The sequence below is a fragment of the Kineosporia succinea genome (genome assembly GCF_030811555.1).
Classification (GTDB): domain Bacteria; phylum Actinomycetota; class Actinomycetes; order Actinomycetales; family Kineosporiaceae; genus Kineosporia; species Kineosporia succinea.
Genome location: NZ_JAUSQZ010000001.1, coordinates 2716610 through 2741065 on the forward strand (window position 1 = coordinate 2716610; position 24456 = coordinate 2741065).

20 protein-coding genes are annotated in these 24456 nt (G+C 70.9%); 9 read left to right on the plus strand and 11 right to left on the minus strand.

The annotated features are described in order from the left end of the window. Positions 1 to 24: 24 nt before the first annotated feature. Positions 25 to 627, minus strand: coding sequence for an LURP-one-related family protein (locus J2S57_RS11855; RefSeq protein WP_307241597.1), 603 nt, complete (start codon positions 625 to 627; stop codon positions 25 to 27). 498 nt (positions 628 to 1125) lie between these two features. Between J2S57_RS11855 and J2S57_RS11860 the strand changes: the two genes are divergently transcribed. Both J2S57_RS11860 and clpB read left to right on the plus strand, forming a co-directional pair. After that, the gene (locus J2S57_RS11860; RefSeq protein ID WP_307241599.1) at positions 1126 to 1839 is read left to right on the plus strand and encodes an LmeA family phospholipid-binding protein; all 714 of its coding nucleotides are present in this window, start codon (positions 1126 to 1128) and stop codon (positions 1837 to 1839) included. A gap of 171 nt (positions 1840 to 2010) precedes the next feature. Then, complete coding sequence (clpB, locus tag J2S57_RS11865) at positions 2011 to 4659, plus strand: ATP-dependent chaperone ClpB (RefSeq protein ID WP_307241601.1); 2649 nt, start codon at positions 2011 to 2013, stop codon at positions 4657 to 4659. Positions 4660 to 4724: 65 nt separating this feature from the next. On the opposite strand, the gene J2S57_RS11870 is transcribed toward clpB, so the two are convergent. Then, positions 4725 to 6689, minus strand: a complete 1965-nt coding sequence (locus J2S57_RS11870; protein ID WP_307241603.1) for a S8 family serine peptidase — start codon at positions 6687 to 6689, stop codon at positions 4725 to 4727. A gap of 375 nt (positions 6690 to 7064) precedes the next feature. Next, positions 7065 to 7847, minus strand: coding sequence for an exodeoxyribonuclease III (locus tag J2S57_RS11875; RefSeq protein ID WP_307241605.1), 783 nt, complete (start codon positions 7845 to 7847; stop codon positions 7065 to 7067). Positions 7848 to 8113: 266 nt separating this feature from the next. Here J2S57_RS11875 and J2S57_RS11880 point away from each other — a divergent pair, with 266 nt between their 5' ends. The 3 genes from J2S57_RS11880 to J2S57_RS11890 are packed head-to-tail and all read left to right on the plus strand — an operon-like array spanning position 8114 to position 12097. After that, positions 8114 to 10726 carry a putative bifunctional diguanylate cyclase/phosphodiesterase gene (locus J2S57_RS11880; protein WP_307241607.1) on the plus strand — a complete coding sequence of 871 codons (2613 nt, stop codon included), beginning with the start codon at positions 8114 to 8116 and terminating at the stop codon, positions 10724 to 10726. Continuing rightward, the gene (gene pyrE, locus J2S57_RS11885) at positions 10669 to 11259 is read left to right on the plus strand and encodes an orotate phosphoribosyltransferase (RefSeq protein ID WP_307241609.1); all 591 of its coding nucleotides are present in this window, start codon (positions 10669 to 10671) and stop codon (positions 11257 to 11259) included. Before J2S57_RS11880 ends, pyrE begins: the two co-directional genes overlap by 58 nt. A 25-nt stretch (positions 11260 to 11284) precedes the next feature. After that, positions 11285 to 12097, plus strand: a complete 813-nt coding sequence (locus tag J2S57_RS11890; protein ID WP_307241611.1) for a LemA family protein — start codon at positions 11285 to 11287, stop codon at positions 12095 to 12097. A gap of 111 nt (positions 12098 to 12208) precedes the next feature. Here the strand turns inward: J2S57_RS11890 and J2S57_RS11895 are convergent, their stop codons facing one another. Further along, positions 12209 to 12886 carry a DedA family protein gene (locus J2S57_RS11895; RefSeq protein WP_307241613.1) on the minus strand — a complete coding sequence of 226 codons (678 nt, stop codon included), beginning with the start codon at positions 12884 to 12886 and terminating at the stop codon, positions 12209 to 12211. A gap of 12 nt (positions 12887 to 12898) precedes the next feature. Continuing rightward, positions 12899 to 13741, minus strand: a complete 843-nt coding sequence (locus J2S57_RS11900; protein ID WP_307241615.1) for a DedA family protein — start codon at positions 13739 to 13741, stop codon at positions 12899 to 12901. A 135-nt stretch (positions 13742 to 13876) separates the two neighbouring features. Between J2S57_RS11900 and J2S57_RS11905 the strand changes: the two genes are divergently transcribed. Continuing rightward, complete coding sequence (locus tag J2S57_RS11905) at positions 13877 to 14506, plus strand: TrmH family RNA methyltransferase (RefSeq protein ID WP_370882624.1); 630 nt, start codon at positions 13877 to 13879, stop codon at positions 14504 to 14506. Here J2S57_RS11905 and J2S57_RS11910 read toward each other — a convergent pair. The 4 genes from J2S57_RS11910 to J2S57_RS11925 form a co-directional block, all read right to left on the minus strand. Next, positions 14484 to 15431, minus strand: coding sequence for a sigma-70 RNA polymerase sigma factor region 4 domain-containing protein (locus J2S57_RS11910; RefSeq protein WP_307241619.1), 948 nt, complete (start codon positions 15429 to 15431; stop codon positions 14484 to 14486). The two genes, J2S57_RS11905 and J2S57_RS11910, sit on opposite strands and share 23 nt — an antisense overlap. Before the next feature lie 375 nt (positions 15432 to 15806). Then, entirely contained in the window at positions 15807 to 16469 is a 663-nt protein-coding gene (locus J2S57_RS11915; protein ID WP_307241621.1) for a hypothetical protein, read from the minus strand. Between the two features lies 1 nt (position 16470). Further along, positions 16471 to 16980 (minus strand): sigma-70 family RNA polymerase sigma factor, encoded by a 510-nt coding sequence (locus tag J2S57_RS11920; protein ID WP_307241624.1) that lies wholly within the window; start codon positions 16978 to 16980, stop codon positions 16471 to 16473. Between the two features lie 76 nt (positions 16981 to 17056). After that, the gene (locus J2S57_RS11925; protein WP_307241626.1) at positions 17057 to 17623 is read right to left on the minus strand and encodes a hypothetical protein; all 567 of its coding nucleotides are present in this window, start codon (positions 17621 to 17623) and stop codon (positions 17057 to 17059) included. A 356-nt stretch (positions 17624 to 17979) separates the two neighbouring features. Here J2S57_RS11925 and J2S57_RS11930 point away from each other — a divergent pair, with 356 nt between their 5' ends. From J2S57_RS11930 to J2S57_RS11940, 3 genes are all read left to right on the plus strand, one after another. Further along, positions 17980 to 18501 carry a PadR family transcriptional regulator gene (locus J2S57_RS11930; RefSeq protein ID WP_307241629.1) on the plus strand — a complete coding sequence of 174 codons (522 nt, stop codon included), beginning with the start codon at positions 17980 to 17982 and terminating at the stop codon, positions 18499 to 18501. Positions 18502 to 18578: 77 nt separating this feature from the next. Beyond that, on the plus strand, positions 18579 to 19307 hold the full coding sequence (locus J2S57_RS11935) for an ABC transporter ATP-binding protein (protein WP_370882625.1): 729 nt from the start codon (positions 18579 to 18581) through the stop codon (positions 19305 to 19307). Further along, entirely contained in the window at positions 19304 to 22045 is a 2742-nt protein-coding gene (locus J2S57_RS11940) for an ABC transporter permease (RefSeq protein ID WP_307241634.1), read from the plus strand. The genes J2S57_RS11935 and J2S57_RS11940 overlap by 4 nt, the downstream gene beginning before the upstream one ends. A gap of 57 nt (positions 22046 to 22102) precedes the next feature. Here the strand turns inward: J2S57_RS11940 and J2S57_RS11945 are convergent, their stop codons facing one another. Together J2S57_RS11945 and J2S57_RS11950 are read right to left on the minus strand one after the other, a co-directional pair. Continuing rightward, positions 22103 to 22879 carry an HAD-IIA family hydrolase gene (locus J2S57_RS11945; RefSeq protein WP_307241636.1) on the minus strand — a complete coding sequence of 259 codons (777 nt, stop codon included), beginning with the start codon at positions 22877 to 22879 and terminating at the stop codon, positions 22103 to 22105. Positions 22880 to 23022: 143 nt separating this feature from the next. Beyond that, entirely contained in the window at positions 23023 to 24390 is a 1368-nt protein-coding gene (locus J2S57_RS11950) for a GDSL-type esterase/lipase family protein (protein ID WP_307241639.1), read from the minus strand. Between the last annotated feature and the right edge of the window lie 66 nt (positions 24391 to 24456).

The following is a 24456-nucleotide window of genomic DNA, read 5'->3' on the forward strand; positions in this document are numbered from 1 at the left end:
TCCCGCCCGGGACCGGTCACCGGGTCAGCGTGACTGCAGGGCGTCCAGCGCCACCGCCATGGCGGCGGCCAGGCGGCCGTCGACGCGGGCGCCCGGCACCTCGACCTCGTACCGGTCGCGCAGGGAACGCTTGCGCTGCGAGCTCAGCAGCACGGTGCCCTCCGGGTCGGTGAAGTCGAAGTGGAACACGAACGGCGAGGGCAGGTCGCTGATGAAGGGGATGAACTCCCAGACCCGGCGGGCGATCGCGACGTTCTTGTTGCGCTCGGTGCCGAACAGCTCGACCGGGCTGTTGGCGAAGCCCAGGTGCCAGGAGCTGCGCAGCAGGGACTTGCCGAAGTCCTTGCGGAACCAGCCGATGGCCTGACCGGAGGCGTCCAGAACGTCGTAGGTGGCGCCCAGGTCGAGGCGCTGGCGGGCCTTGAAGCTGAAGACCGGCTGCGTGCGGTTCTCGTCCGTGTAGAAGGTGACCTCTTCCTTGAAGGCGAGGCGCTTCTGCTGGGCGAAGGCGAGCAGTGCACCGGTGTTGCCGTCGGGCAGCAGCTCCCGGATCTCGTACCGGTTGACCATCAGGGTGATCTTCTGGGTCACCGCGAAACGCTCGACGGTGGTCAGGTCGGCGGACATGCGTTCACGCATCCTCTGTGTAAGGCCGAGCGAAGTGAAGAGCGGTCATTCTTACGCAAAGTGGCAGAGCGCGTCTGGCACTTCGCGAGGATCACGCGCAGTAGTAGACCACCGCGATTTCGTCGATATGACCTCAACACTCCTTGACGTCGTATTGGGTGGTCTGGGAAGTTTTTCCTGCAACGTTCCGAAGGGTTCGTAACGATCCGTAGGAACCAGCCCCCAAGCTCTCAGCTCCGAAGAGGACACTCTGCGTGAGGCTTTCGCCCGCATGAGTCCGACAGGCTGCGGGGCCTGGGTGGTGCGACATCGAGCGCGCCGCCCAGGTCCCGTCTTCAATCCTCCGGTGCCCGAGTGGCCGGATCGCCCCGATCGCGATCTCATTCCAACCGATGGCCCCGACTGTCACTCGACGGGCCAGGTATGTCACGGTTACCCGTCGGTGCGCCAAGGTCGTCCGTTCAGCTCCTTCCCAGCCCGTTCGTGAAAGGTTCGGTCGTGATCATCCGTCGGCTCATCGGGGTCGTTCTCGTGCTGCTCGTGCTGCTGGTCATCGTCGACCGCGTGACCTGGTGGGCAGCCCGCCGCGTGGTGGCCGAGAGAGTCCAGAGCGAGGCCGGTCTGGCCGAGCGCCCGGACGTCGAGGTGCACGGCTTCCCGCTGCTCACCCAGGCGCTCAGCGGCAAGTACAACCAGGTCAACGCCAAGGTCAACGACCTCACCGTGCAGGACGGCGTGACCGTCGACCAGCTCGACGTCGAGATGCGCGGCATCCACGCGAACTTCGGCGACATCCTCAACCACCGTCTCGGCGACGTGCCGGTCGACTCCGCCGTGGCCGAGGCCACCGTCGGGTTCTCCGCGATCGACAAGGTGGTCGCCGAGAACATGCCCGACGACAACCTGAAGGTGGAGTTCACCCAGGGCGACGGCGGCCGGCTCTCGATCACCGGCACCTACCAGAACAGCCTGGGCAGCACCCAGATCCAGGGCGATGCCTCGGTCACGATCAAGGACGGCGACCTGGTGCTCGAGCTGACCCAGGACTCGCTGCAGGACGTGCCGGCGGTGCTGCGCCCGCAGGTGACCACGCTGCTCAACCGCTCGTACCACCTGCCCGAGCTGCCCTTCGGCTTCACCGCGCAGGACGTGACGGTGGGTGACAGCGGCGTGACCGTGAAGGCGACGACCACCCAGGTCCAGCTCGGCTGACCGCGAGGCCTCACGTAAGGGCCGGTATCTCCCGACGGGGAGGTGCCGGCCCTTTGCCGTTCGGTCGTGCGCCGGGCGCCCGGAGAAGCTAACTTGAGTGGAACAGACTCAACTCTGTGAGCGTTGTGCAGATCGGTCAGCAAGAACCGGCATCGGAGGTAACGGAGAACCATGGATCTGAAGCTCACCACCCGCAGCCAGGAGGCCATGGCCTCCGCCGTCCGGCGGGCCGCCACCGACGGTGCGCCGCAGGTGGAGCCGGCGCACCTGCTGGGAGCGCTGCTCGAGCAGCCCGACGGGGTCGCGCCCGCCCTTCTGCAGGCGGTCGGTGCCGACCCGCAGGCTCTGCGGCGCACCAACTCCACCCTGATCGAGAACCTGCCCCGGGCCAGCGGCAGCAGCGTGAGCTCGCCCAGCCTGGGCCGGGCCACCTACAGCGCGATGTCCGCGGCCGGTGACGTGGCCCGCGAGCTCGGCGACGAGTACGTCTCCACCGAGCACCTGCTCATCGGCCTGGCGGCGGGCGACAACCCGGCCCTCAAGGGCATCACCCGCGAGAAGCTGCTCGAGGCCCTGCCCAAGGTCCGTGGCAACGCCAAGGTCACCAGCGCCGATCCCGAGGGCACCTACAAGTCCCTGGAGAAGTACGGCGTCGACCTCACCGCCGCCGCGCGCGACGGGCGGCTCGACCCGGTCATCGGTCGGGACGCCGAGATCCGCCGCGTGGTGCAGGTGCTGAGCCGTCGCACCAAGAACAACCCGGTGCTGATCGGTGAACCCGGCGTCGGCAAGACCGCGGTGGTCGAGGGCCTGGCCCAGCGCATCGTGGCCGGTGACGTGCCCGAGTCGCTGCGCGGCAAGCGCCTGATCAGCCTCGACCTGGCCGCGATGGTGGCCGGGGCGAAATACCGCGGTGAGTTCGAAGAGCGCCTGAAGGCCGTGCTCGAAGAGATCAAGGGCTCCGAGGGCGAGGTCGTCACCTTCATCGACGAGCTGCACACGGTGGTCGGTGCGGGCGGCAGCAGCGACGGCTCGATGGACGCGGGCAACATGCTCAAGCCCATGCTGGCCCGCGGTGAGCTGCGCCTGGTCGGTGCCACCACGCTCGACGAGTACCGCGAGAACATCGAGAAGGACGCGGCGCTCGAGCGCCGGTTCCAGCAGGTCTTCGTCGGTGAGCCCAGTGTCGAGGACACGGTGGGCATCCTGCGTGGCCTCAAGGAGCGCTACGAGGCCCACCACAAGGTCGCGATCACCGATGCCGCCCTGGTGGCCGCCGCGGCCCTCTCGCACCGTTACATCCCCGGCCGGCAGCTCCCCGACAAGGCGATCGACCTGATCGACGAGGCGGCCAGCAAGCTGCGCATGGAGATCGACTCCTCGCCGGAGGAGATCGACGTGCTGCGCCGCCAGGTCGACCGGATGAAGATGGAAGAGATGGCGCTGGCCAACGAGGCCGACGCGTCCAGCCAGATGCGGCTCGAGAAGCTGCGGGCCGAGCTGGCCGACCGGTCCGAGCAGCTGTCCGCGCTGACGGCCCGCTGGGAGCAGGAGAAGGCCGGGCTGAACCGGGTCGGCGACCTGATGAAGCGGGTCGACGAGCTCCGCGGCCAGGCCGAGAAGCTGCAGCGCGCGGGCGATCTGGGGGCGGCCTCCCGGCTGCTCTACGGTGAGATCCCGACCATCGAGAAGGAGATCGCCGAGGCTCAGGCCGCCGAGGAGGTGGTCGACGAGTCGAGGGAGCCGATGGTCAAGGACGAGGTCGGTCCCGACGACATCGCCGACGTGGTCGCCGCCTGGACCGGTATCCCGGCCGGGCGTCTGCTCGAGGGTGAGAGCGCCAAGCTGCTGCGCATGGAAGAGGTCATCGGGGGTCGCCTGATCGGCCAGAAGTCGGCTGTGCGAGCGGTTTCCGACGCGGTGCGGCGGGCCCGGGCCGGCATCAGCGACCCCGACCGGCCGACCGGTTCGTTCCTGTTCCTCGGCCCCACCGGCGTCGGCAAGACCGAGCTGGCGAAGGCCCTGGCCGACTTCCTGTTCGACGACGAGCGCGCCATGGTCCGCATCGACATGAGCGAATACGCTGAGAAGCACAGTGAGGCACGGCTGATCGGCGCCCCGCCCGGCTACGTCGGGTACGAGTCCGGAGGCCAGCTGACCGAGGCGGTGCGCCGTCGTCCGTACTCGGTGGTGCTCTTCGACGAGGTCGAGAAGGCCCATCCCGACGTGTTCGACGTGCTGCTGCAGGTTCTCGACGACGGCCGGCTCACCGACGGGCAGGGTCGCACGGTCGACTTCCGCTCGACCATCCTGGTGCTGACGTCGAACCTGGGCTCGCAGTTCCTGGTCGAGCCGGGTCTGTCCGATCAGGCCAAGAAGGAGGCCGTGCTCACCTCGGTGCGCTCGGCGTTCAAGCCGGAGTTCCTCAACCGGCTCGACGACGTCGTGGTCTTCGACCCGCTGGGCATGGAAGAGCTGTCGCACATCGTCGAGCTCCAGATCGGGCTCCTCGCGCGGCGTCTCGCCGACCGGCGGCTCGAGCTGCAGGTCACCGCGGCCGCCCGCGACTGGCTGGCCCTCACCGGCTACGACCCGGCCTACGGGGCCCGGCCGCTGCGCCGCCTGGTGCAGCGCGAGATCGGCGACAAGCTGGCCCGGGCGCTCCTGGCCGGTGAGATCCACGACGGTGACGGCGTTCTCGTCGATGTCGCGCCGACCACCGACGGGCTGCTGGTGCGGCGGCTCGAAGAGGGGGAGCAGGTCGAGTCGGTGACGCCGGAGGCGCCGCTGATCGAGCTGGAGTCCGGGCCGACGATCTGATCCGTCATGAAGAAGGCCCCCTGCTCGGGAGAGCGGGGGGCCTTTTCAATGCTGGACGCGGTGGGTCACCGGGCTGTCCAGATCACCTTGTCCGTGCTGGTCTTCACCAGTTCGAGCTTGCCGGTGCTCACCAGCCGCAGCCGGTTCGCGCCCCGGCCCGACGTCTTCGAGGTCCAGGCGGTGGTGCCGTTGGAGTTGACCAGCGTCAGGTTGCCCGCCTTGTTCAGGGTCAGCCAGTCGGCGTTCTTGGCCCCGGTGCTCCAGATGACGCCCTTGCCCGTCTGCGTCACCGTGAGGTTGCCGTTGTCGCGGAAGGCCAGGCTGTACTGCCCGTTGGGCGAGCGCAGGGTGCGGCCGCCGCGGTAGAGCGCCTTGCCCGCGTTCAGGGTGGACCGGCCCGAGATGTTCTGCGCCGGTGCCGTCTTCTGGGCCTTGTTGCTGGTCCAGACCGTCTTCTTGGTGCTGTTGGTGGTGATCGTCAGTCGGCCCTGGTCGGTGACCTTCAGCGTGGCGGCGCCGCCCCCGGTCGCGGACGACCAGGTGCGCCGGCCGTAGGCGTTGTACGAGACCAGGTTTCCGGTGCTCGTCATGCGGGTCCAGGCCGCGCCCCGGCCGCTGTGCCACAGCACCCGGCCACCGGGCTTGGTGAGCGTCAGGTCTTTTCCGCTCTGCGCCAGCGTGTAGAGGCCGTTGGGGCTGGTGATCTTGCTGCCGTTGCGCAGCACCGTGCCGTTGGTGATCGAGGTCTTCGAGGTGGTCGCGGCCGGGGCCTTCGCCTTCTGCGTGGCGAACAGCAGCCGGCGCGGCCACTTGGTGCTGACCTTGGTGATCATGTTCTCGCCGGCGGTGCCGACGATCGCGTCCTGCACCTGCTTGGGCGTGGCCTTGGGGTGGTTCTGCAGGTACAGCGCGACGGCACCGGTGACGTGCGGCGTGGCCATCGAGGTGCCGGACAGCGTGGCGGTACGGGTGTCACCGGTGGACCAGGTGGACTTGATCGACAGACCCGGCGCGTACACGTCCACACAGTCGCCGTAGTTGGAGAACGTGGCCTTCTTGTCGGTCTTGGTCGAGGCGCCGACCACGATCGCGGCCTTCACGTCGCTCGGTGAGACGTCGCAGGCCGGGATGCCGTTGCCGGAGGCGTCGCCGTTGCCGGCCGCGATCACCACGGTGACGCCGTCGGCGATCAGCTTCTTCACCGCGCCCTCGACGACCGGATCGGCGCCGCCCTCGTTGGTGAGGCTGAGGTTGGCCACGGCCGGGGTGCCGCTCTTGTGGTGCTTGGCGATCCAGTCGAGCCCGTTGGCGACGATCGAGCTGGTGCTGCCGCCCTCGCAGTCGAGCACCCGCACCGGCACCAGCGAGACCTCTTTGGCCACGCCGTAGGTGGTGCCGCCGATGGTGCCGGCCACGTGGGTGCCGTGCCCCTCGCAGTCCTCGGTGCTGGTGTCGCTGCCGCCGAGCGTGGAGGTGCCGCCGGAGACCCGGCTCTTGCCCTTCGCGCCGCTCAGCGTGGTGCTGAAGTCGGTGTGGGTGCTGCGGATGCCGGTGTCGACCACGTAGGCGGTGACACCCTTACCGGTGTTCGTGTAGTAGTACGAGCCGTTCAGCTTCGACGAGTGCTGGTCGATGCGGTCCAGACCCCACTCGGCGTCCTTCTGCGTGCCGCTCGTGGCCGTCGAGGAGTACCGCTGGTTCACCGCGACGTAGTCGACCGCCGGGTCCTCGCGGATGTCCTTCAGCTCGTCGCCGGTCAGCGTGGCCGAGTAGCCCTGCAGGGCGTCGGTGAACTGCGAGTGCACGTCGGCGCCCGCGTCCTTGCCGCGTTCGACGGCCGAGGCCACCAGGGACTGGGCCGAGGAGGTGGCGCCGTCGACGCCCGCGGCCTTCAGGCCGGCCTGGTCTTTCAGCATGACCAGGTACTCGCCGGCGATCGCGCTCCGGCTGCCGGTGCCGACCAGCGGCGCGAGGTCGGGGGCACCGCCCAGCGCGGCGGGCAGAGCGTCAGCGACGGGTGTCAGGGTCACCACGGCCACCGTCGCGACCGTCAGCCCGACGGCAGTCCTGATCAACGCTTTCCGGCGGGGTAGGGCCCGATGGGGGGCGCGGGGATCCGTCGTCACGACCCGCACTCTACGGGTGTATCCGTGCGTGATGTCTGCGCCGTGACGTCACGTAGAGGCCAAAACCGCGCGTTCCGTGATCGCCATCATCTGTTTCGGTGAGAGCTTGACTCCCCCTTCCGGACCACCTATTTCGTGCTTGACCAAGATTTAAATGGCGGACGCTGAGCGGCTTGGGCGTGTCTCGCGTCCTTCGGGTCCTCCCGCGGGTCGGGGACGACAAAAACGGACGACGTGGGCACCGATCGGTGCCCACGTCGTCCGTTGCTCGAAGCGGTTCTACGTCAGCTCGACGATCACCGGAGCGTGGTCGGAGGCGCCCTTGCCCTTGCGCTCCTCGCGGTCGATCACGGCGGTCTTGACCCGGTCGGCGAGAGCCTGCGAGGCGAGCACGAAGTCGATGCGCATGCCCTGCCTCTTCGGGAAGCGCAGCTGCGTGTAGTCCCAGTAGGTGTAGGCGCCCGGGGTGTGGGGGCGCACCACGTCGGCGAAGCCCGCGTCGACGACACCGGTGAAGGCGTCGCGCTCGGGCTGCGACACGTGCGTGCTGCCCTCGAAGGCGGCCATGTCCCAGACGTCTTCGTCGAGCGGGGCCACGTTCCAGTCACCCATCAGGGCGATCTGGGCCTGCGGGTCGGCGCTCAGCCAGTCCTGCCCGGCGGCGCGCAGCGCGGCGAGCCACTCCAGCTTGTAGGCCAGGTGCGGGTCTTCGAGGGTGCGGCCGTTCGGGATGTAGAGACTCCACACCCGCACCCCGCCGCAGGTGGCGCCGATGGCCCGGGCCTCGGCGACCGCCGGGTCGCCCCACGTCGGCATGGCCGGGAAGCCGTGCTCGACGTTCTCGATGCCGACCCGGGAGATGATCGCGACGCCGTTCCACTGCGAGTGGCCCAGGTGCGCGACCTGGTAGCCGATCTCCTCGAAGCGGGCGGTGGGGAACTGCTCGTCCTTGCACTTGGTCTCCTGGACGGCGACGACATCCACGTCGCTGCGCTCCAGCCAGGCCACGGCACGGTCGACCCGTGCCCGCATCGAGTTCACGTTCCAGGTAGCGATCCGCACGCCGCGAGCGTACCCGGCTGGATGCGGCTGATTACGCCTCACCCGAATGCCTGCCGACCGCCCGGGTGAGTTGTGCACGGGCTGTGTGCATCGAGTGCGGCGATTCCCTCGCCATTCGGACTCCCCGGGCGGCCCCGGCGTCAATTCGGGTTACTCCAAGTGGGTGACGACTCCCTCCGGGCGGGTGCAAGTGGTCACCTCAAGATGACGACTGACTACGCACTGCGATGAACTGTCATGCGAACAGACGTTAACTGGATGGAGCGATGGGACATCTCTGGGTGACCACGAAGAGTCCCGCCACCCGTGCCGCCATGGGTGCCGGTGTGCTCCTGGTGCTCGTGATCGGCCTGGTCCCGAGCCTGCTCGGCCGCCCGGCCGAGCTCGCCGGGATGAGCACGCTGCCCTGGTGGGTGTTCGCCGTGGCGTTCGCCGTCACCGAGGCCTGTGGGCTGAACGTGGGCGTGCGGGGCCGGCGCTGGGCGATCTCGCTGAGTGGGATCCCGCTGGCCGCCGGCCTCTACCTGGCCGACCCGGCCGGGCTGCTGGCCGCGCGGCTGGTGGGCAGCCTGCTGGTGTCGGCCTGGTACCGCCGGCACAGCCCGATGACCCTGCTGACCGGTGCTTTTGCGGTCACCGCGGGCACCGGGACGGCCGAGCTGCTGTTCCGTTTCCTGGTGCTGCGGCACGACCTGCTCAGCTACTCCGGCCGCACCATGACGTTGCTGGTGGTGGTGCTGGCCGCGCTGGTCGAGATCACTCTGCTGCTGCGGGTGCACTTCGACGCCTCCGGGCGCCGCGGTGAGGCGCTGCGTCTGCTGGTGCGGGCCCTCGCGGCGGGTGTGATGGGAGCGGCGATCGGCCTGCTGCCCGTGCTGTCGATCAGCCGTGGTGAGGCCGTGCTGCCCGGCATCGTGCTCGGGCCCGGCCTGGTGGTCGGTTTCCATGCCTTCGCGATGCTGTCCGACCGGCACCACCGGCTGCGGCGACTGTACGACCTGTCCGAGGCGCTGGCCCACGTGCCGGCCCCGGCGCGGGCCATCCCGCTGGTGCTCGAGCAGTCCGCCGACCTGCTGCGGGCGAGGTACGCGGAACTGGTGCTGGAGGAGAACACCCTCAGTGCCGACCGCCGGCTCTGGAGCTTCCGGGCCGGTCAGGTCGTGGGGCCCCGCACCCCGGCCGACGACCTCCTCACCCTGCCGTTCCCGCCCGAGACGGGGCGGCTCGTGCGGGGCCGGGGCCGCGCCGAGCGCGAGTTCCTGCGGGCTCGCGGCGTGTGCCAGGCGGTGCTGGTGCCGCTGCGTATCGACGACCGCGTGGTCGGGCACCTCCTGGTCGGCGAACGGGCCGGTGGCGAACGCGGATTCGCGGCCGCCGACCTGACCACCCTGGAGACCGTGGCCGCCCGCGCCGCCGTCGCGCTGGGCAACGGGCACCTGCTGGAGCGGTTGCAGTTCGAGGCCCGGCACGACGAGCTCACCGGGCTGCCCAACCGCCTCGACTTCCGCGCCCAGCTCGACGAGTGCGTCGGTGACCTGATGTCGACCGGCCGCCCCTGCGCGGTCATGCTGCTCGACTTCAACGGCTTCAAGGCGATCAACGACAGCCTCGGTCACCAGGCCGGTGACCAGCTGCTGCGGGAGCTGGCCGGACGGTTCCGCGAGGTCGCGGGCCGCGGCGTGACCATCGCCCGGCTCGGCGGCGACGAGTTCGCCGCCCTGGCGCCCGGCATGGGTGACGGCGCCGCCCGCGCGCTGGCGCGTCGCCTGCTCTCCGCCTTCGACGAGCCGGTGCTGGTGGACGGCAACGAGCTGCGCGCGGCGGGCTCGCTCGGCGTGGCGGTCGGACCCGAGCAGGGCACGACCGGGGCCGAGCTGCTGCGCCGGGCCGACGTCGCGATGTACGTCGCCAAGTCGGCCGGCGGCGGGTACCGGATGTTCAACCGCACCATGGACCTCCCGGCCTCCCAGGTGCACACGCTGGCGACAGCGCTCGAGGTGGCGCTGCGCACCGACAGCATCCAGATCGCCGTGCAGCCGATGGTCGACCTGGTCACCGGCCGGGTGCACGCCCTCGAGGCGCTGGCCCGCTGGAAGCACCCGGAGCTCGGCGAGGTGCCGCCGGAGGACTTCTTCGCGGCGGCCGAGCGCAGCGGGATGGTCGGCGAGCTCTCCCGCCGGGTGCTCGACCAGGCCCTGTCCGCGGCCCGGGACTGGCTGGAGAACGGCCGTCAGGTGCGGGTCGCGATCAACCTGGCCCCGGGCTGGCTGGCCGACCCGACGCTGCCCGAGCAGATCACCACCGCGCTCGCGGTGCACGACCTGCCCGCCGAGCAGCTCTACCTGGAGTTCAGCGAGGGCGACGTGATCGACGAGCCCGACCACGCGGTGACGGCCCTGGCCCGGTTGCGGGCGCTCGGGGTGCGGTTGTCGGTGGACGACTTCGGCACCGGCTACTCGTCCCTCACCTTCCTGAGCCGGTTGCCGGTCGACCAGATCAAGATCCACCAGTCGTTCGTGCAGGAGCTCCGCTCGGGCGGGCGCACCCGGGCGGTGGTGCAGTCGATCATCGACCTCGGGCGCAACCTGGGGCTGGAGGTGGTGGCCGAGGGGGTCACCGACGCGCACACCCGGATCGAGCTCAAACGCATGGGCTGCGGATTCGGGCAGGGCTACTACTTCGACGCGCCGATGGCCGTGGGGGAGCTGTCCTGGCTGGCCGGGCGCCGTCTGAACGGGTTCGGGCACATCGGCCAGGTCGCGTTCCCGCCGGCGCCGCGGGTGCTCGGTCGCCTCGACGCCCCGCTGGATACTCTGGCCGAATGCAGCCCACCGACATCGTCACCGGCGCCGTCCCCGGTCCCGCCCTCGGTCCCGTGAGGGACGAACTGCGTGACCTGATCCGCGAGCTCGCCGTCGTGCACGGCAAGGTCACCCTGGCCAGTGGCAAGGAGGCCGACTACTACGTCGACCTGCGCCGCATCACCCTCGACGGGCAGGCCGCGCCGCTGGTCGGCCGGGTCATGCGCGATCTGGTGAAGGACTGGTCGTTCGAGGCCGCCGGGGGTCTGACGCTGGGTGCCGACCCGGTCGCCGTCTCGATGCTGCACGCGGCCGCGGCCGTCGGTGAGCGGCTCGACACCTTCGTGGTGCGCAAGCAGGGCAAGGCGCACGGTCTTCAGCGTCAGATCGAGGGCAGCCCGGTCGAGGGCCGCCGCGTGCTGGCCGTCGAAGACACCTCCACCACCGGCGGTTCGGTGCTCACCGCGGTCGAGGCGCTGCGGGCCGCCGGGGCCGAGGTGGTCGGCGTGGCCGTGATCGTCGACCGCAACACCGGGGCCCGCGAGAAGGTGGAGGCCGAGGGGCTCCCGTACCGTTATGCGTACGACCTGTCCGATCTCGGGCTTTCCTAGGTTTTCAGGGTAGGAGGAGCCGGACGTGCTCATCGCGCTGATCGTCGTCGTGGTCCTGGTCGTGCTGGTCGGCCTGTGGCTGGCCAGTGCGTACAACGGGCTGGTCCGTAAGCGGAACCAGGTGCAGGAGGCCTGGAACCAGATCGACGTCGAGCTCACCCGGCGGCACGACCTGATCCCGAACCTGGTGGAGACGGTCAAGGGCTACGCCGCGCACGAGCGCGACACCCTCGACGCGGTGGTGCACGCGCGTAACGCGGCCACCGGTGCGGCCACCGGTGCGGGTGCTTCGGTGGCTCAGCAGGCGCGGCAGGAGGGTGAGCTGTCGCAGGCCCTGGGGCGGCTGTTCGCGATCGCCGAGGCCTACCCCGACCTGAAGGCGAACCAGAACTTCATGTCGCTGCAGGCCGAGCTGTCGGCCACCGAAGACCGGATCGCCGCCGGCCGCCGCTTCTACAACGCCAACGTGCGTGAGCTGAACACCGCGGTCGAGTCGATCCCGACCAACATCATCTCGGGTACGTTCAACTTCAGCCGGGCCGACTACTTCGAGGCCGAGAACGAGCAGGTCCGCAGCGCCCCCTCGGTGAACTTCGGCGGTCCCGGCCCCGCGGTCAGCTTCGGTGCTGCGGGCCCTGCCGGTGCTGCGGGCCCTGCCGGTGCTTCGAGTCCTGCCGGTGCTGGAGGAGTCTCGGGGCCGGGTTCCTCCACCGGTCAGGTCGAGCCGGGGGCTCCGCCCCTGCCGCCGGTGTCTCCGTCCCCTTCGCCGTCCCCTTCGCCGTCTCCGGCGCCGCTGACGCAGGACGACCCCGACTATGGCAGCCCGAACCAGCGCTGACCTCATAAGCCCGAGAGCAGAGACACCCCCTATACCGATTGGGTATAGGGGGTGTCTCTGCTCTCGGGCTCAGATAGCGCCACCCAACGATGGCGGCCTGCCCTCGGGCGTTCAGGCCCCGGCGTCCAACCCGGCCGACGCAGACGGGCCAGAAGGGCCAGAACGACCAGAAGGACCGGAAGAGCCGGCCGCTTTCATCCGCCGCCGGTCGATCACCAGCGCCACGATCGTCGCCGAGATGGCGACTGCCGCGATCACGTAGGCGGCCCACTTCACCCACGGAACCTGGTGCGCCGCGTAGCCCAGCAGGATCATGCCGCTGCCCCAGATCAGGGCACCCAGCACGTTGGCCACGAAGAACTTCGGGTACGGCATGCGCCCGATGCCCGCGATGATCGGCGTGAACGTGCGCACCCAGGGGATGAACCGGGCGATGATCACCGCCAGCGAGCCCCACCGCTCGTAGAACGCCTCGGCCCGCAGCACCCGGTCGGCATTGCGCCCGGCCCTGCGCAGGAGCCAGGGGCGGCCGAAACGCCGGCCGGTCCAGTAGCCGACCGCGTCACCGGCGACCGCGAACACCGCGGTTCCACCGGCGAGCAGCCACAGGTGAAGGTCGCCCCCACGCTCCGCGGCCAGCAGACCGGCCGCGAAGAGCACGCTGTCACCGGGCAGGAAGAACCCGACAAGCAGACCGGACTCGACGAACACGAGGGCGAACACCACGACGTAGACCGTCAGGGTGGTCATCGAGGAGACGTCGGACAGAGCCGTCCACCAGTGCGACATGAGAGGCGGAGTTTAGCGGCGGCCCTCGTAGCCCTGGTCGTAACCGGGTTGCTGGATGCCACCGGGGATGGTCGCGTCGTCGTCGGCGTAGGGCTGGCCGAACCCGTCGTGGGTGCGGGGCGCCGGGGCGAACGGGTCGCTGGTGGCGGGCGGCAGGAACGGCTCCTCGCCGGCCTCGTGCGCGGCCGCGGCCGTGGCCTCCGGCTCGGTGGCGGCCGGCTTGCGACGGTGCCTCCAGGCCTCGAAGCCCATCGGGATCACGGAGACCACGACGAGCAGCAGCAGCCCGGCCTCGATGTGGTCACGGAACAGCGGGATGTTGCCGAGCAGCTTGCCGAGCACGGTGATGCCCGCGGCCCAGAGCACGGCGCCGATGAAGCTGTAGGTCAGGTACTTGCGGCGGTCCATCTTGCCCACGCCCGCCGTGACCGTGATGAACGTGCGCACCAGCGGCGTGAACCGGGCCAGGACGATGGCGATCGGACCGTAGTGGTCGAAGAACTCCATCGTCTTGTCGACGTACTCGCGCTTGAAGAGCTTCGAGTTCTCCTTGGTGAAGATCGCGGGCCCGGCGGCCCGGCCGATCTCGTACCCGACCACGTTGCCCAGGAAGGCGGCCGCGGTGAGCACCACGCAGGCCAGCCAGAGCGGGAAGTCGATGTCGCCGCGGCCGATGAACAGGCCGATCGTGAAGAGCAGCGAGTCTCCGGGCAGGAAGAAGCCCAGCAGGAGACCGCACTCGGCGAAGATGATGAGTGCGCCGACCCAGAGGGCGATCCCACCCAGGTCGGTGAGCAGGGTGTCCGGATTCAGCCACTCCGGCCCGAGGGCCAGGGGCACGCTTGTCAGCAGCACGGCGCCCAGCCTACGGCGTCAGTCTGAACGTTATCTGTCGGTTCCCCGGGAGCGTGGTCCACGAGAGGGTCCAACGTGGCCCACCCCACAGGTCGTTCCCTCCGGTGCGGCAGGATCACCCGGGTGAACGAGCCGATGCCCGCACCCGCGCCGGAGATCGGGGTGGGGCCCTGGGAGGGGCCCTGGCCCGACGACACCCGCTACGACCGGGAGCTGCTCGAGCAGGGCGACCGCCGCAACGTCCTCGACGAGTTCCGGTACTGGACCGTCGAGGCGATCGTGGCCGAGCTCGACACCCGCCGGCACCCGTTCCACGTGGCCATCGAGAACTGGGCTCACGACCTGAACATCGGCTCGGTCGTGCGCACGGCCAACGCCTTCAACGCGGCGGGCGTGCATGTCGTGGGCCGCCGCCGTTGGAACCGCAGAGGTGCGATGGTCACCGACCGCTACCTCCACGTCCACCATCACGAAGACGCCGAAGCCCTCACCACCTGGGCCGGAGCGCACGACCTGACCGTGATCGGCATCGACAACACCCCCGGATCGGTGCCGATCGAGACGGCCACCCTGCCCCGCGACTGCCTGCTGGTGTTCGGCCAGGAAGGGCCGGGCCTGTCAGAGGCGACGCTCGGCGCGTGCTCCCAGGTGCTGTCGATCACCCAGTTCGGCTCGACCCGTTCGATCAACGCCGGGGCGGCCGCCGCGATCGCGATGCACGCCTGGGTGCGGCAGCACGCGGTCATTCCTCCCGCAGCGCGCTGATCTTCCCGTCCGGCCCCAGCCGGATCCAGGCGTAGGTCTGGCCTCCGGGCGTGGAGCGGTTGAGGGTCTGCACGAGTTCCTCGGGGGCCGTGACGCCGGAGTCGTTCAGGGTCAGGGCGGCGTCGGGCCGGAACACCAGCTGCCGGGCCGGGTCGGTGGGCCCGTCACCGATGCGCGGGCGGCTGTCCGGATCGTAGACGTGCGGCTCGAACGTCAGCCGTACCGATCCCTGCTCGCTGCGGCCCGCACTGATCCGGCCGAAGGCCAGGCCCGGGTCGGTCCACGGGGCGCTGCCGATCGGTGAGAGATCAATGGTGGACGTGGTGGTCGCCCGCGCGGGCACCGCCACCGGGGTGGGTTCCCGGGAGGACGGGGGCATCGAGTTGCCCAGCCCGATCGCGAGCAGGGCGGCCGCGACCACGCACACCGCGGCCACCACCCAGCCGGCCAGACGGCGCCGGCGCAGCCAGAGGCCGCGCCGGGTGACGGCGGCCAGGTCACCGGGAAGCGGGCCGGCCGCCCGCAGGTCACCGGGCCCACCAGGTGCGCCGGGTCCGGTCGGGTCGCCGAGCTCTTCGAGTTCCTCGTCGAGCAGCACGTCCCGGCTGCCGTCCGGACGACGCTGCAGCATCTCGAGCGCCTGGGTGCGGGCGGTCATCGAGGCCCAGACGACGGGCGAGTCACCACCGATACGCCGCCACCGGGCGTGGGCCCGGGCCAGCGCGCCGAGCGTGACCTCACGTGCGGCCGGCCGGCTGCCCAGCTCGGAGTACGCCGCCGACCAGGCCGCCCGGTAGAGCTCGGGGAAGAGCCCGGCGAACGCCTCGGGCCGGCGCCGGCCACCGGCGGAGGACCCACCCCCGGCACCCGCTGAACCTGTTGAGCCCGCTCGGCCTGCTGTGCGGGTCGATTCGGTGGTCGTCATCTCACCTGCCGTTTCCCGGTCCGTTCCGGTCGCTGCGCTCGTGCTCGCGCGTCACGCTACTGGTCGGAGGCCGGACATTTCCCGCGATCGCGGCACGCCGCCCGGCATGTCAGCCGCAGGGGCGAGGTGCCGCTCAGGTGTACCGGCGATGGTCTGCACCCTTTCCGGCCCTCACGACACCCTTTCCGGACCACCGCGTCCTGGGGAGAACCACCACCGGTGATCCAACCGCGTCCGCCCGGCACCTGTGAGCCCCCTCTGCCGGGCGATTGCCGACCGGCTGCCGAACGATGCGTTCCGGCGAACCGATTGCCGTGCCGCTACCGGCGTGTCGCCGAGGCCGCGGCCGCCCGCGGACGTAGGCCCGTACCGGCCTCAGGAGACGAACTGCTCCGACAGCGAGCTGATCGAGCCGTCGGAGCTCCGGCGGAACCAGACGTCGGTCTCGGCGTTGCCGAACTCCTCCTGGTAGCCCTTCCAGTTCTTCACCATCTGCGCGACGGTGATCTGCTTCCCCTCGGGGAAGGCGTCGCCGTCGGGCATGAAGAGCAGCACGTTCGCGCCCTTCACGGTGGCCTTCGGGTCGAGCCGGAACTCGGTCGGCTCGGTGCCCTCCTTCTTCCCGCTCAGGACGTCGCCCAGCGGGTACTCGCCGCCGTTCGCCTCCTTGGCCTCCTCGCCCTGCAGGAACCAGCCGGGCTGGATCAGCAGGGTCAGGGAGCCGTCGGCGTTCTCGGTGATGTCTTGCAGGTAGCCGAAACTCACGCCGTCTTTCTGCTCGGTCGGGTTCACCGGGATGAGCGAGTAGTCGGGCGGCGGCGTGGCCGTGACCGTCGCCGCCGGCACCACCGAGGGGGAGTCGGGGGTGCCGAACGGATTGCCCAGCACCACCACGATCCCCAGCACCACGGCCGCCGCCACACCGCCCGCCCAGGCGGCCCGGCGACGGCGCCGGATCCCCGTGCCCCGGTGCACGGCCTGCGCCATCGCACCGGGGGGAGGGGCCGGCACGTCGTGGGGCCTCAGGTCGTCGAACATGTCAGACCTCCCGCACTTGCGTGGCGAGATGGCCGCCGAGTGTGGCCAGTCCCCGCTGGGCGTGTTTGCGCACGGTGGTGACCCGCATGCCCAGGGCCGACGCGGTGTCGGCCTCCGACTGGTCGGCCAGGTAGCGCAGCACGATCACCTCGCGCTGCCGCCGGGGCAACCGCTCGATCGCCGCGGTGAGGTCCATCCGGTCTTCCACCCGCGGGTCGCGCGAGGGGCGCTCCGGATCGTCCGCACCCAGCACCTCGCGGTGCCGGACCTGCCTGCGGGCGATGTCGATCGCTTGCGTGTAGGCGGTTTTCGCGACCCACCCGTGCGGGGACTTCCGGATACGTCCCCACCACGAGTAGGCCTTCGCCATCGCCTCCTGGGCGGCGTCCTCGGCCTGGGCCTGCGACCCGAGCACCTGGTAGGCGACGACGTACGCCTTGCGCCACAGCTCGGGGAAGAGCGACTCGTAGTCGCCCGCCGCGCTGGGAGCCGCACTCCCGACGTCCGTCATCGCACCGCCGCTTCCCGCTTCTCCCCGTGAGCCCGGCGAGAACTCTAGTGGGGTTCGCGGCTTTTGCGGGCAAGCCTTACGGGATGAACTGCTCGGCCAGCGCGGTCACCGGGCCGCTGTTCGTGCTCGTGTCGGTGTGCCGCAGCCAGACCGGCACCTCCTTCGTCTCGAGCTTGCTGAAGTTCTTGGCCAGCTGCTTCGCCGTGATCGCCTTGCGCCCCACCGTGTCGGGCTGCCCCAGCAGGTCGTAGGCGCCGATCAGGCTGGCCTTCCCCGCCACCGTGTAGGTCGAGGTGTCGAGCGACTCGTCTTCCGCGACGAACCAGTCGTTGGGCGGCGTGATGCCACCGTTGAGCAGCTTGGCGGCCTTGCCGTCGTAGAACTCGGCCTGCTTCACGGTGATCCGCAGCTTGTCGTTCTTCAGGCTCACCCGGGTGACGTAGCCGAACTCCAGGCCGGTCTTCGCGAAGCCGAGCGAGTCGGTGGCCTTGGCCGGGATCGCCGCGTAGGAAGTGGTTTTCGCGGGCGTCGAGACGGCGGCCGAGTCGTTGTCCAGGGCCTGGGCGGAAGAGCCCACGGCGGTGAGGGCGCCCGCTCCGAGAGCGACGGCGGCGACGGCGAGTGAGATACGCTTGACGGACATGGTTTTCCTCCGGGTATCGGTCAGCACTGGATCAGGACGGGAACCACTTCGCGAGGGCGGTGGCGGCAACCACCGCTCTCGCTGCTTTTGCCCTGCCGGGCAAGGTCTTCCGGTCGTGTTCCCAGCCGGACCTCGGCGGCCCCCATCGGGAGCTCCGGTGCGTCGGTGCCGACTGCGAAGACATCACTAAGACGTTCTGGGGCCCACCGAACAACGACACGACTTCGGTCACGAATCGGTCACGGTGATCCGGGCGCCTCTCGCCCCTCGGTGTTCTTGCTCCTCGACGCATACTCGGTATAGCTTCCTTCTCGCCATACCGGGTATGCACTCGAGCCAGGGGAAGGGGGTCCGGAATGTCTGTGCGCCAGAGCCTGCTCGCGATCCTCGCGGAGGGTGAGCAGTACGGCTACCAGCTCCGGCACGAGTTCGAGGTGCGCACCGGGCGGACCTGGCCGATCAACATCGGGCAGGTCTACACCACCCTGAACCGCCTGGTGCGGGACGGGCTGGTGGAGGAGGCCAAGCGTCAGGACGACGGGTCGGTCACCTACCGGCTCACCTACGCCGGCCGCGAGGAGGTCGACAAGTGGTGGGGCACCGCCGTCGACCGGGCCTCGCCCGGCCGTGACGAGGTGGCCATCAAGATCGCCCTCGCGGTGGCGGCCCCCGGGGTCGATGCGCTCGCCGTGATCGCTCACCAGCGCTCCGAAACGCTGCGCGTGCTGCAGCTTTACACCAAGGAGAAGCGCTCGCTACCGGGGTCGCCGGAGGGCGAGGGGCTGTCCCGGCTGCTGGTGCTCGACCACCTGATCTTCGTGACCGAGGCCGAGGCCCGCTGGCTCGAGCTGGTCGAGCAGCGCCTGCGCGCCCGTTGAGAACGCGCCCGATGAGAAGTGGAGAGGCCACGAACATGAGCGCCGACACCGAGTCCGCCGACACCGAGTCCGCCGACATGACCGGTCCGACCGGCCCGGCCGGCAGCGACGACCGCCGCCCGGTCCTGCTCAGCCTGCGCGACGCCACCCGCGTGCACGGGGCGGGCACCGCCGTGCCGGTGCAGGCCCTGAACGGGGTCGGGCTCGAGGTGCGCGTCGGCGAACTCGTCGCCGTGATGGGCCCTTCCGGCTCCGGCAAGTCCACGCTGCTGCACCTGGCCGGCGGCCTCGACACGCCCAGCTCGGGTGACGTGGTGGTCGACGGCGTGAGCATCGGCGGCCTCTCGGCGAAGGCCCGGGCCGCGATGCGCCGCCGCAGCGTGGGCTACGTGTTCCAGGACCTGAACCTGGTGCCGGCCCTGACCGCCGCCGAGAACGTCATGCTGCCGCGGGAACTCGACGGGGTCAGCACCCGCAAGGCCCGCGCGGAGGCCCGCGGGGCACTGGCCGAGGTCGGGGTGGAGGACCTGGCCGACCGGTTCCCCGAGGAGATGTCCGGCGGCCAGCAGCAGCGGGTGGCGATCGCCCGGGCCCTGATCGGCCCACGCCGCCTGGTGCTCGCCGACGAGCCCACGGGTGCCCTCGACTCGCTGACCGGCGAGGCGATCATGAAGGTGCTGCGCACCCGGGTCGACGCCGGGGCGGCCGGGCTGCTGGTCACGCACGACGCCCAGCACGCGGCCTGGGCCGACCGCATCGTCTACCTGCGCGACGGCCGGATCGTCGACGGCGGTTCCTTCCGGTGACCGGCTGGTTCCCGGCCGGGCGGGTGGCGCTGCGCCTGGCCCGGCGTGACGTGTGGCGCAACCGGGGGCGCAGTGCCCTGGTCGCCCTGATGATCGCGCTGCCGGTGCTCGGGATGTCCGCGGTGTCGGTGATCGCCCGCTCCGACGAGCTCGACCCCCAGGACCACGTCCGCGTCGCCCTGGGCGAGAAGGCCCAGGCGCTGGTCTACTACGGCGACGGCGAGCCGATCTCGCAGCGGCCCGACGACCCGCTGGACAACACCGCCGTCAGCCGCGACGAGGGCGAGCTGACCCGGGCCGAGTTCCTCGGGCGGGCCCGGCGGATCGTCTCCGACCGCGACGTCCTGATCACCGACGACCGGCACTGGGGATCGCGCAGCATCCGCCGCGACGGCCGGCTGATCGATGCCCGCATGCGTGAACTCGACTACGACACACCCGGTCTCGGCGGCCTGATCGAACAGCGCGAGGGACGCGCGCCGCAGGCCGACGGCGAGGTCGTGGCCACCGGCACACTGGTGCGGGACTCCGGGGTGCGGGTCGGTGACGTGCTCACCTACCGGCCCCCGGGGTCCGGCGCCGACATCGTGCTCACCGTGGTCGGGATCGTCGGTGGCTACGACGTCGCCGACTCCTCCGAGCTGATCGGCCGCACCGGGGGGATCTTCCCGGCGGATCTGCGTGACGCCACCACCGGTCCGTTCTTCGAGCAGTGGGACGACCGCACCCTGCTGGTCACCGGCCCCGACCCGGTCACCTGGGACCAGGTGCTCGACCTCAACCAGCTCGGGTCGACCGTGCTCAGCCGGGCCGTGGTCGAAAACCCGCCGCCCTCGAGCCAGGTGCCCCACGAGGACGACCTCGCCGACGACTACACCGACCGCAGTGGCGTCGGCATCGTGGCGGTCGTCGTCGGCCTGGTCCTGCTGCAGATCGCGCTGCTGGCCGGCCCGGCGATCGCCGTCGGCGCCCGCCGCAACCAGCGCTCGCTGGCGCTGCTCGCCGCAACCGGGGCCCAGGCCCGGCACCTGCGGGCCGTGCTGCTGGCCACCAACGGCCTGATCGGCCTGGTCAGCAGCCTGGTGGCGGCCGGCCTGGGAGTCGCCGTCGGGCGTCTGGCGATCGCCGGGCTGCGCTCGCGGGAGTGGACGCTGGTGCGCACCGACGTGCATCTGAGCGATCTGGCCGTGCTGGTCGTGGCCGGGGCGGGCACGGCGGTCGCGGCCTCGCTGGTGCCCGCCCGGCAGGCCGCCCGGATGGACGTGGTGGCTGCCCTCACCGGCCGCCGCGGGTACGCCCCGCCGAAGCTGCGGGTGTCCGCCGCGGCCTTCGGAGTCGCGGTGGCCGGCGTGGTCGTGGCACTGGTGGCGGCCGCCGGCGAGAGCGCGTTCCTGGCCGTGGCCGGGCTCGCGACGGCCGAGGTCGGCCTGGTCGCGGCGTCCGGCACGCTCATCGCCCTGGCGGCGCGCTCGGCCGTGCGGATGCCGTTCGCCGTCCGGTTCGCCCTGCGCGACGCCGCCCGGCAGCGTGCCCGCACCGCCCCGGCGGTGGCCGCCGTGCTGGCCGCGGTCGCCGGCGGCAGTACCGGCCTGGTCTTCCTGGCCGCGCAGAACCACCACGACGACCTGATCTACCGGGCCAGTTCGGTGCCGGGCGGGGTGTGGGCGATGGCCGACACGGCCGACGGGCAGGGCCAGCCGGCGGCGGAGGCGGCGGAGGCCGAGGCCACGCTGAGGCGTGAGCTCCCGATCGACTCGGCGGCGGCGTTCTTCCGGCTGACCTACAGCGGTGACGTGTTCCTGCGCCCGACCCGCTCACCGGGAGCGCGGTGCCCCGACGACCAGACCGAGGGCATGGGCACCTACAACGGCATGGGTGAGGTCTGCTCGTTCCGCACCGACTCGAAGTTCCTGGCCCCCTACGGCGAGGTGCTCTTCGACGACGGCACTGCTCTGCGGGTGGTGACCGGTGGTCTGGCCGAGGCCGACTACCAGGCTCTGGCAGAGGGTTTCGCGGTCACAACCAGTCCGGAGCTGATCTGGCCCGACGGCACTGTGCACGTGGAGGTCGAGCGGATGAGCGCCGACGACCCGGACGCGGAGATCCCCGTGGTCCGGCTGAAGGCCGTCGAGGCCCAGGGGGCGGGCAGCCTGGCCGGCGTGGTCTACCCGATCGGTGCGGCGAAGGCCCTGGGGGTGGAGGCCGTCCGCGGCGGCGTGGTCGCCACCACCAGCCGGATGCCGACCTCCGAGGAGGAGGCCGCCGCCGAGAAGGAGCTGAAAGAGACGCTGGGCATGTACGTCACGGTGGAACGGGGTTACACGAACGATCTCGCCGTCGGTCTCGTCGCCCTGCTGATCGCGTCGTCCGTGGTGAGCCTGATCGGCACCTTCACCGCGGTCGGACTGGCCGCGGCCGAGTCCCGGGCCGACGTGTCCACGCTGGCGGCGGTCGGGGCCGGGCCGGGGGTGCGGCGCCGTCTGGCCGCGGCTCAGAGCGGTGTGATCGCCACGCTGGGAACGGTTCTCGGGGTGTTCAGCGGGGTGGTCGGCGGCTGGGTGCTGGTCCTGGTGCAGCAGGACAACGAGTTCCCGGGGGAGACCCGCAGCTACTGGGAACTGGTGCTGCCCTGGGAGCTGCTGCTCACCGTCGGCGTCGGGATCCCGTTGCTGGCCGGGCTGATCGCCTTCGCGGGCACCCGGTCGCGTCTGCCGCTGGCGCGCCGGATCGGCCAGTAGACGTCCGCGGCGCCGGGGTGGAGGGCCCCGGCGGCGCGGATCACGCCGGATCGACGCTCACACGAGGTCGATGAGGCTCTCGATCGAGGGCACGATGTGGGACGGGCGGAACGGGTACTGCTGCACGTCGTCCCGGGTGGTGGAACCGGTGAGCACCAGGAAGGTCTCCAGGCCCGCCTCCATCCCGGCGATGACGTCGGTGTCCATCCGGTCGCCGATCATCGCGGTGTACTCCGAGTGCGCGTCGATCTTGTTCAGCGCGCTACGGAACATCATCGGGTTCGGCTTGCCCACGATGTACGGCTCCCGCTTGGTGGCCCGGCTGATGAGAGCCGCCACCGCACCGCAGGCCGGCAGCGGGCCCTCGGCCGACGGGCCGGTCGGGTCGGGGTTGGTGGCGATGAACCGCGCGCCGCCCTCGATCAGCCGGATCGCCTTGGTGATGGCCTCGAACGAGTAGGTGCGGGTCTCGCCGAGCACCACGAAGTCCGGGTCGGTGTCGGTGAGCACGTATCCGGCCTCGTGCAGCGCGGTGGTGAGCCCGGCCTCGCCGATCACGTAGGCCTTGCCGCCGGGCAGCTGGTCGGCCAGGAACTGGGCGGTGGCCAGCGCCGACGTCCAGATCGCGGACTCCGGCACGTCGAGCCCGGAGGCCGCCAGCCGGGCCCGCAGGTCACGTGCGGTGTAGATGGAGTTGTTGGTCAGCACCAGGAAGGGGCGCTCGTTCTCCTGCAGTTTCTGCAGGAACTCGGCGGCTCCCGGAAGGGCCGTGCCCTCGTGGACCAGAACGCCGTCCATGTCGGTCAGCCAGCAGCGGATCTCCCGCGTGTTCATCCTTCTCCTAGTTGCTCGTGCCTCGCTCGGCCGTTCCGTCCGGATCCGGCCCTGCGCGGAATGCCCCCGACCGGAACCGTACTGCCGCAGACCCCTGAGGACCCGGCGGCGCACGATCCGATCCTCGTCGACGGGGCCCGGGATCAGCTCCCGGCCAGCGCGTCGAGGTCGAAAGCGGCGGCCATCGCGGCCATGCCGGCGTCGCTGGGGTGCAGGTGGTCGCCCGAGTCGTAGGTCGCCAGCAGGCGTTCGGGCCGCGCCGGGTCGCGGACCGCCGCGTCGAAGTCGACCACCGCGTCGAACTCCGGGGCGGTGCGAACCCAGTCGTTCACCAGAGTTCTCTGCTGCTCCTTCTCCGGTGTGAGACAGCGCTTCTCGCACGAGAACGGGGTCACAGTGGCGCCGACCACGCGCAGGCCGTGGCGGTGGGCCTGGTCGGCCAGCTGGGTCAGGCCGTCGATCACGGTGGCCGCCGGGGTGCCCGAGCCGATGTCGTTGATGCCGAGGGCGATCACCACCACCCGCACGTCGGGCCGGTCGAGCACGTCGTGCTGGAACCGGCGCAGGCCGGAGGCGCTGGGCGAGGCGCACGCGAGGTTCTCGGACACCACCCGGTTGCCACCGATGCCCTCGTTCAGCACGCCCAGCGCGGCCGTGGACGCGTGGGTGCGCATCCGGCCGGAGAGCAGGTCGGGCCAGCGCCGGTTGGCGTCGCGCGTGGAGCTGGCGCCCTCGGTGATCGAATCGCCGAACATGCTGATCGTGCCGGTGCCCGCCGGGTCGGGCACGTCGACGCCCTCCAGCCAGAACCACGACGGCACCGACCGGTCGAACGCACTGCCGGTGACCTGCCCGGCGTGGTCACCGTCGGCCAGGTAGGAGGTGGCGATCGGCCGGCTGTGCCCGGAACCGGCCGGGGCCGGGCCCCGGGGCACCAGATCGATGGCCAGGGACTGGCCGAAGGCGAACGAGAGGGGCACCGGATCGCTGACCATCCGCCCGCCGGGCGGGATCTCGACCTCGGCGGAGCCCTCGAACATCACCTCCCGGGCCGTGCCCGGCCGCAGCGCCGGAGCCTCGGCCGACACCGCCGCGGTGACGTGCGCCAGACGCAGTGGCTCGGTGCCGAAGGTGTTGGCCAGCCGCAGCCGCACGCTGTCGCCGCCGATGCTGGGACGTACCACCTGGCGCAGTGTCCGGCCGATCAGGTCGGGGCCGTCGAGGTCCTGGCTCGCCGTGCTCCAGGCACCGCTCCAGCCCGGCTCCACCGCCTCGATGCGGGCGGTGGGCACCGGCGTCGGGGTGGGCGCGGGAGTGGGGACGTCGATGGACGGGGTGGGCGCGACGGTGACCGTCTCACCCGGGAAGGCGGCGGTGACGCAGCGCGCGGTGCCCGCCGTGGGCGTGGCGGCCAGGCCCCGGTCGTCGGTGACCGCCATCAGCACGGTGGCCCCGGTGACGGCCGCCGCGGCGGCCAGCACCAGGGAAGCGGTGACAGCAGGTCTCTTCACTGCTTCTCCCCACGGGACGTGTGAACACAGTTCGGCACGTCCGTGGGCCGGCTGAAGAGATCAACT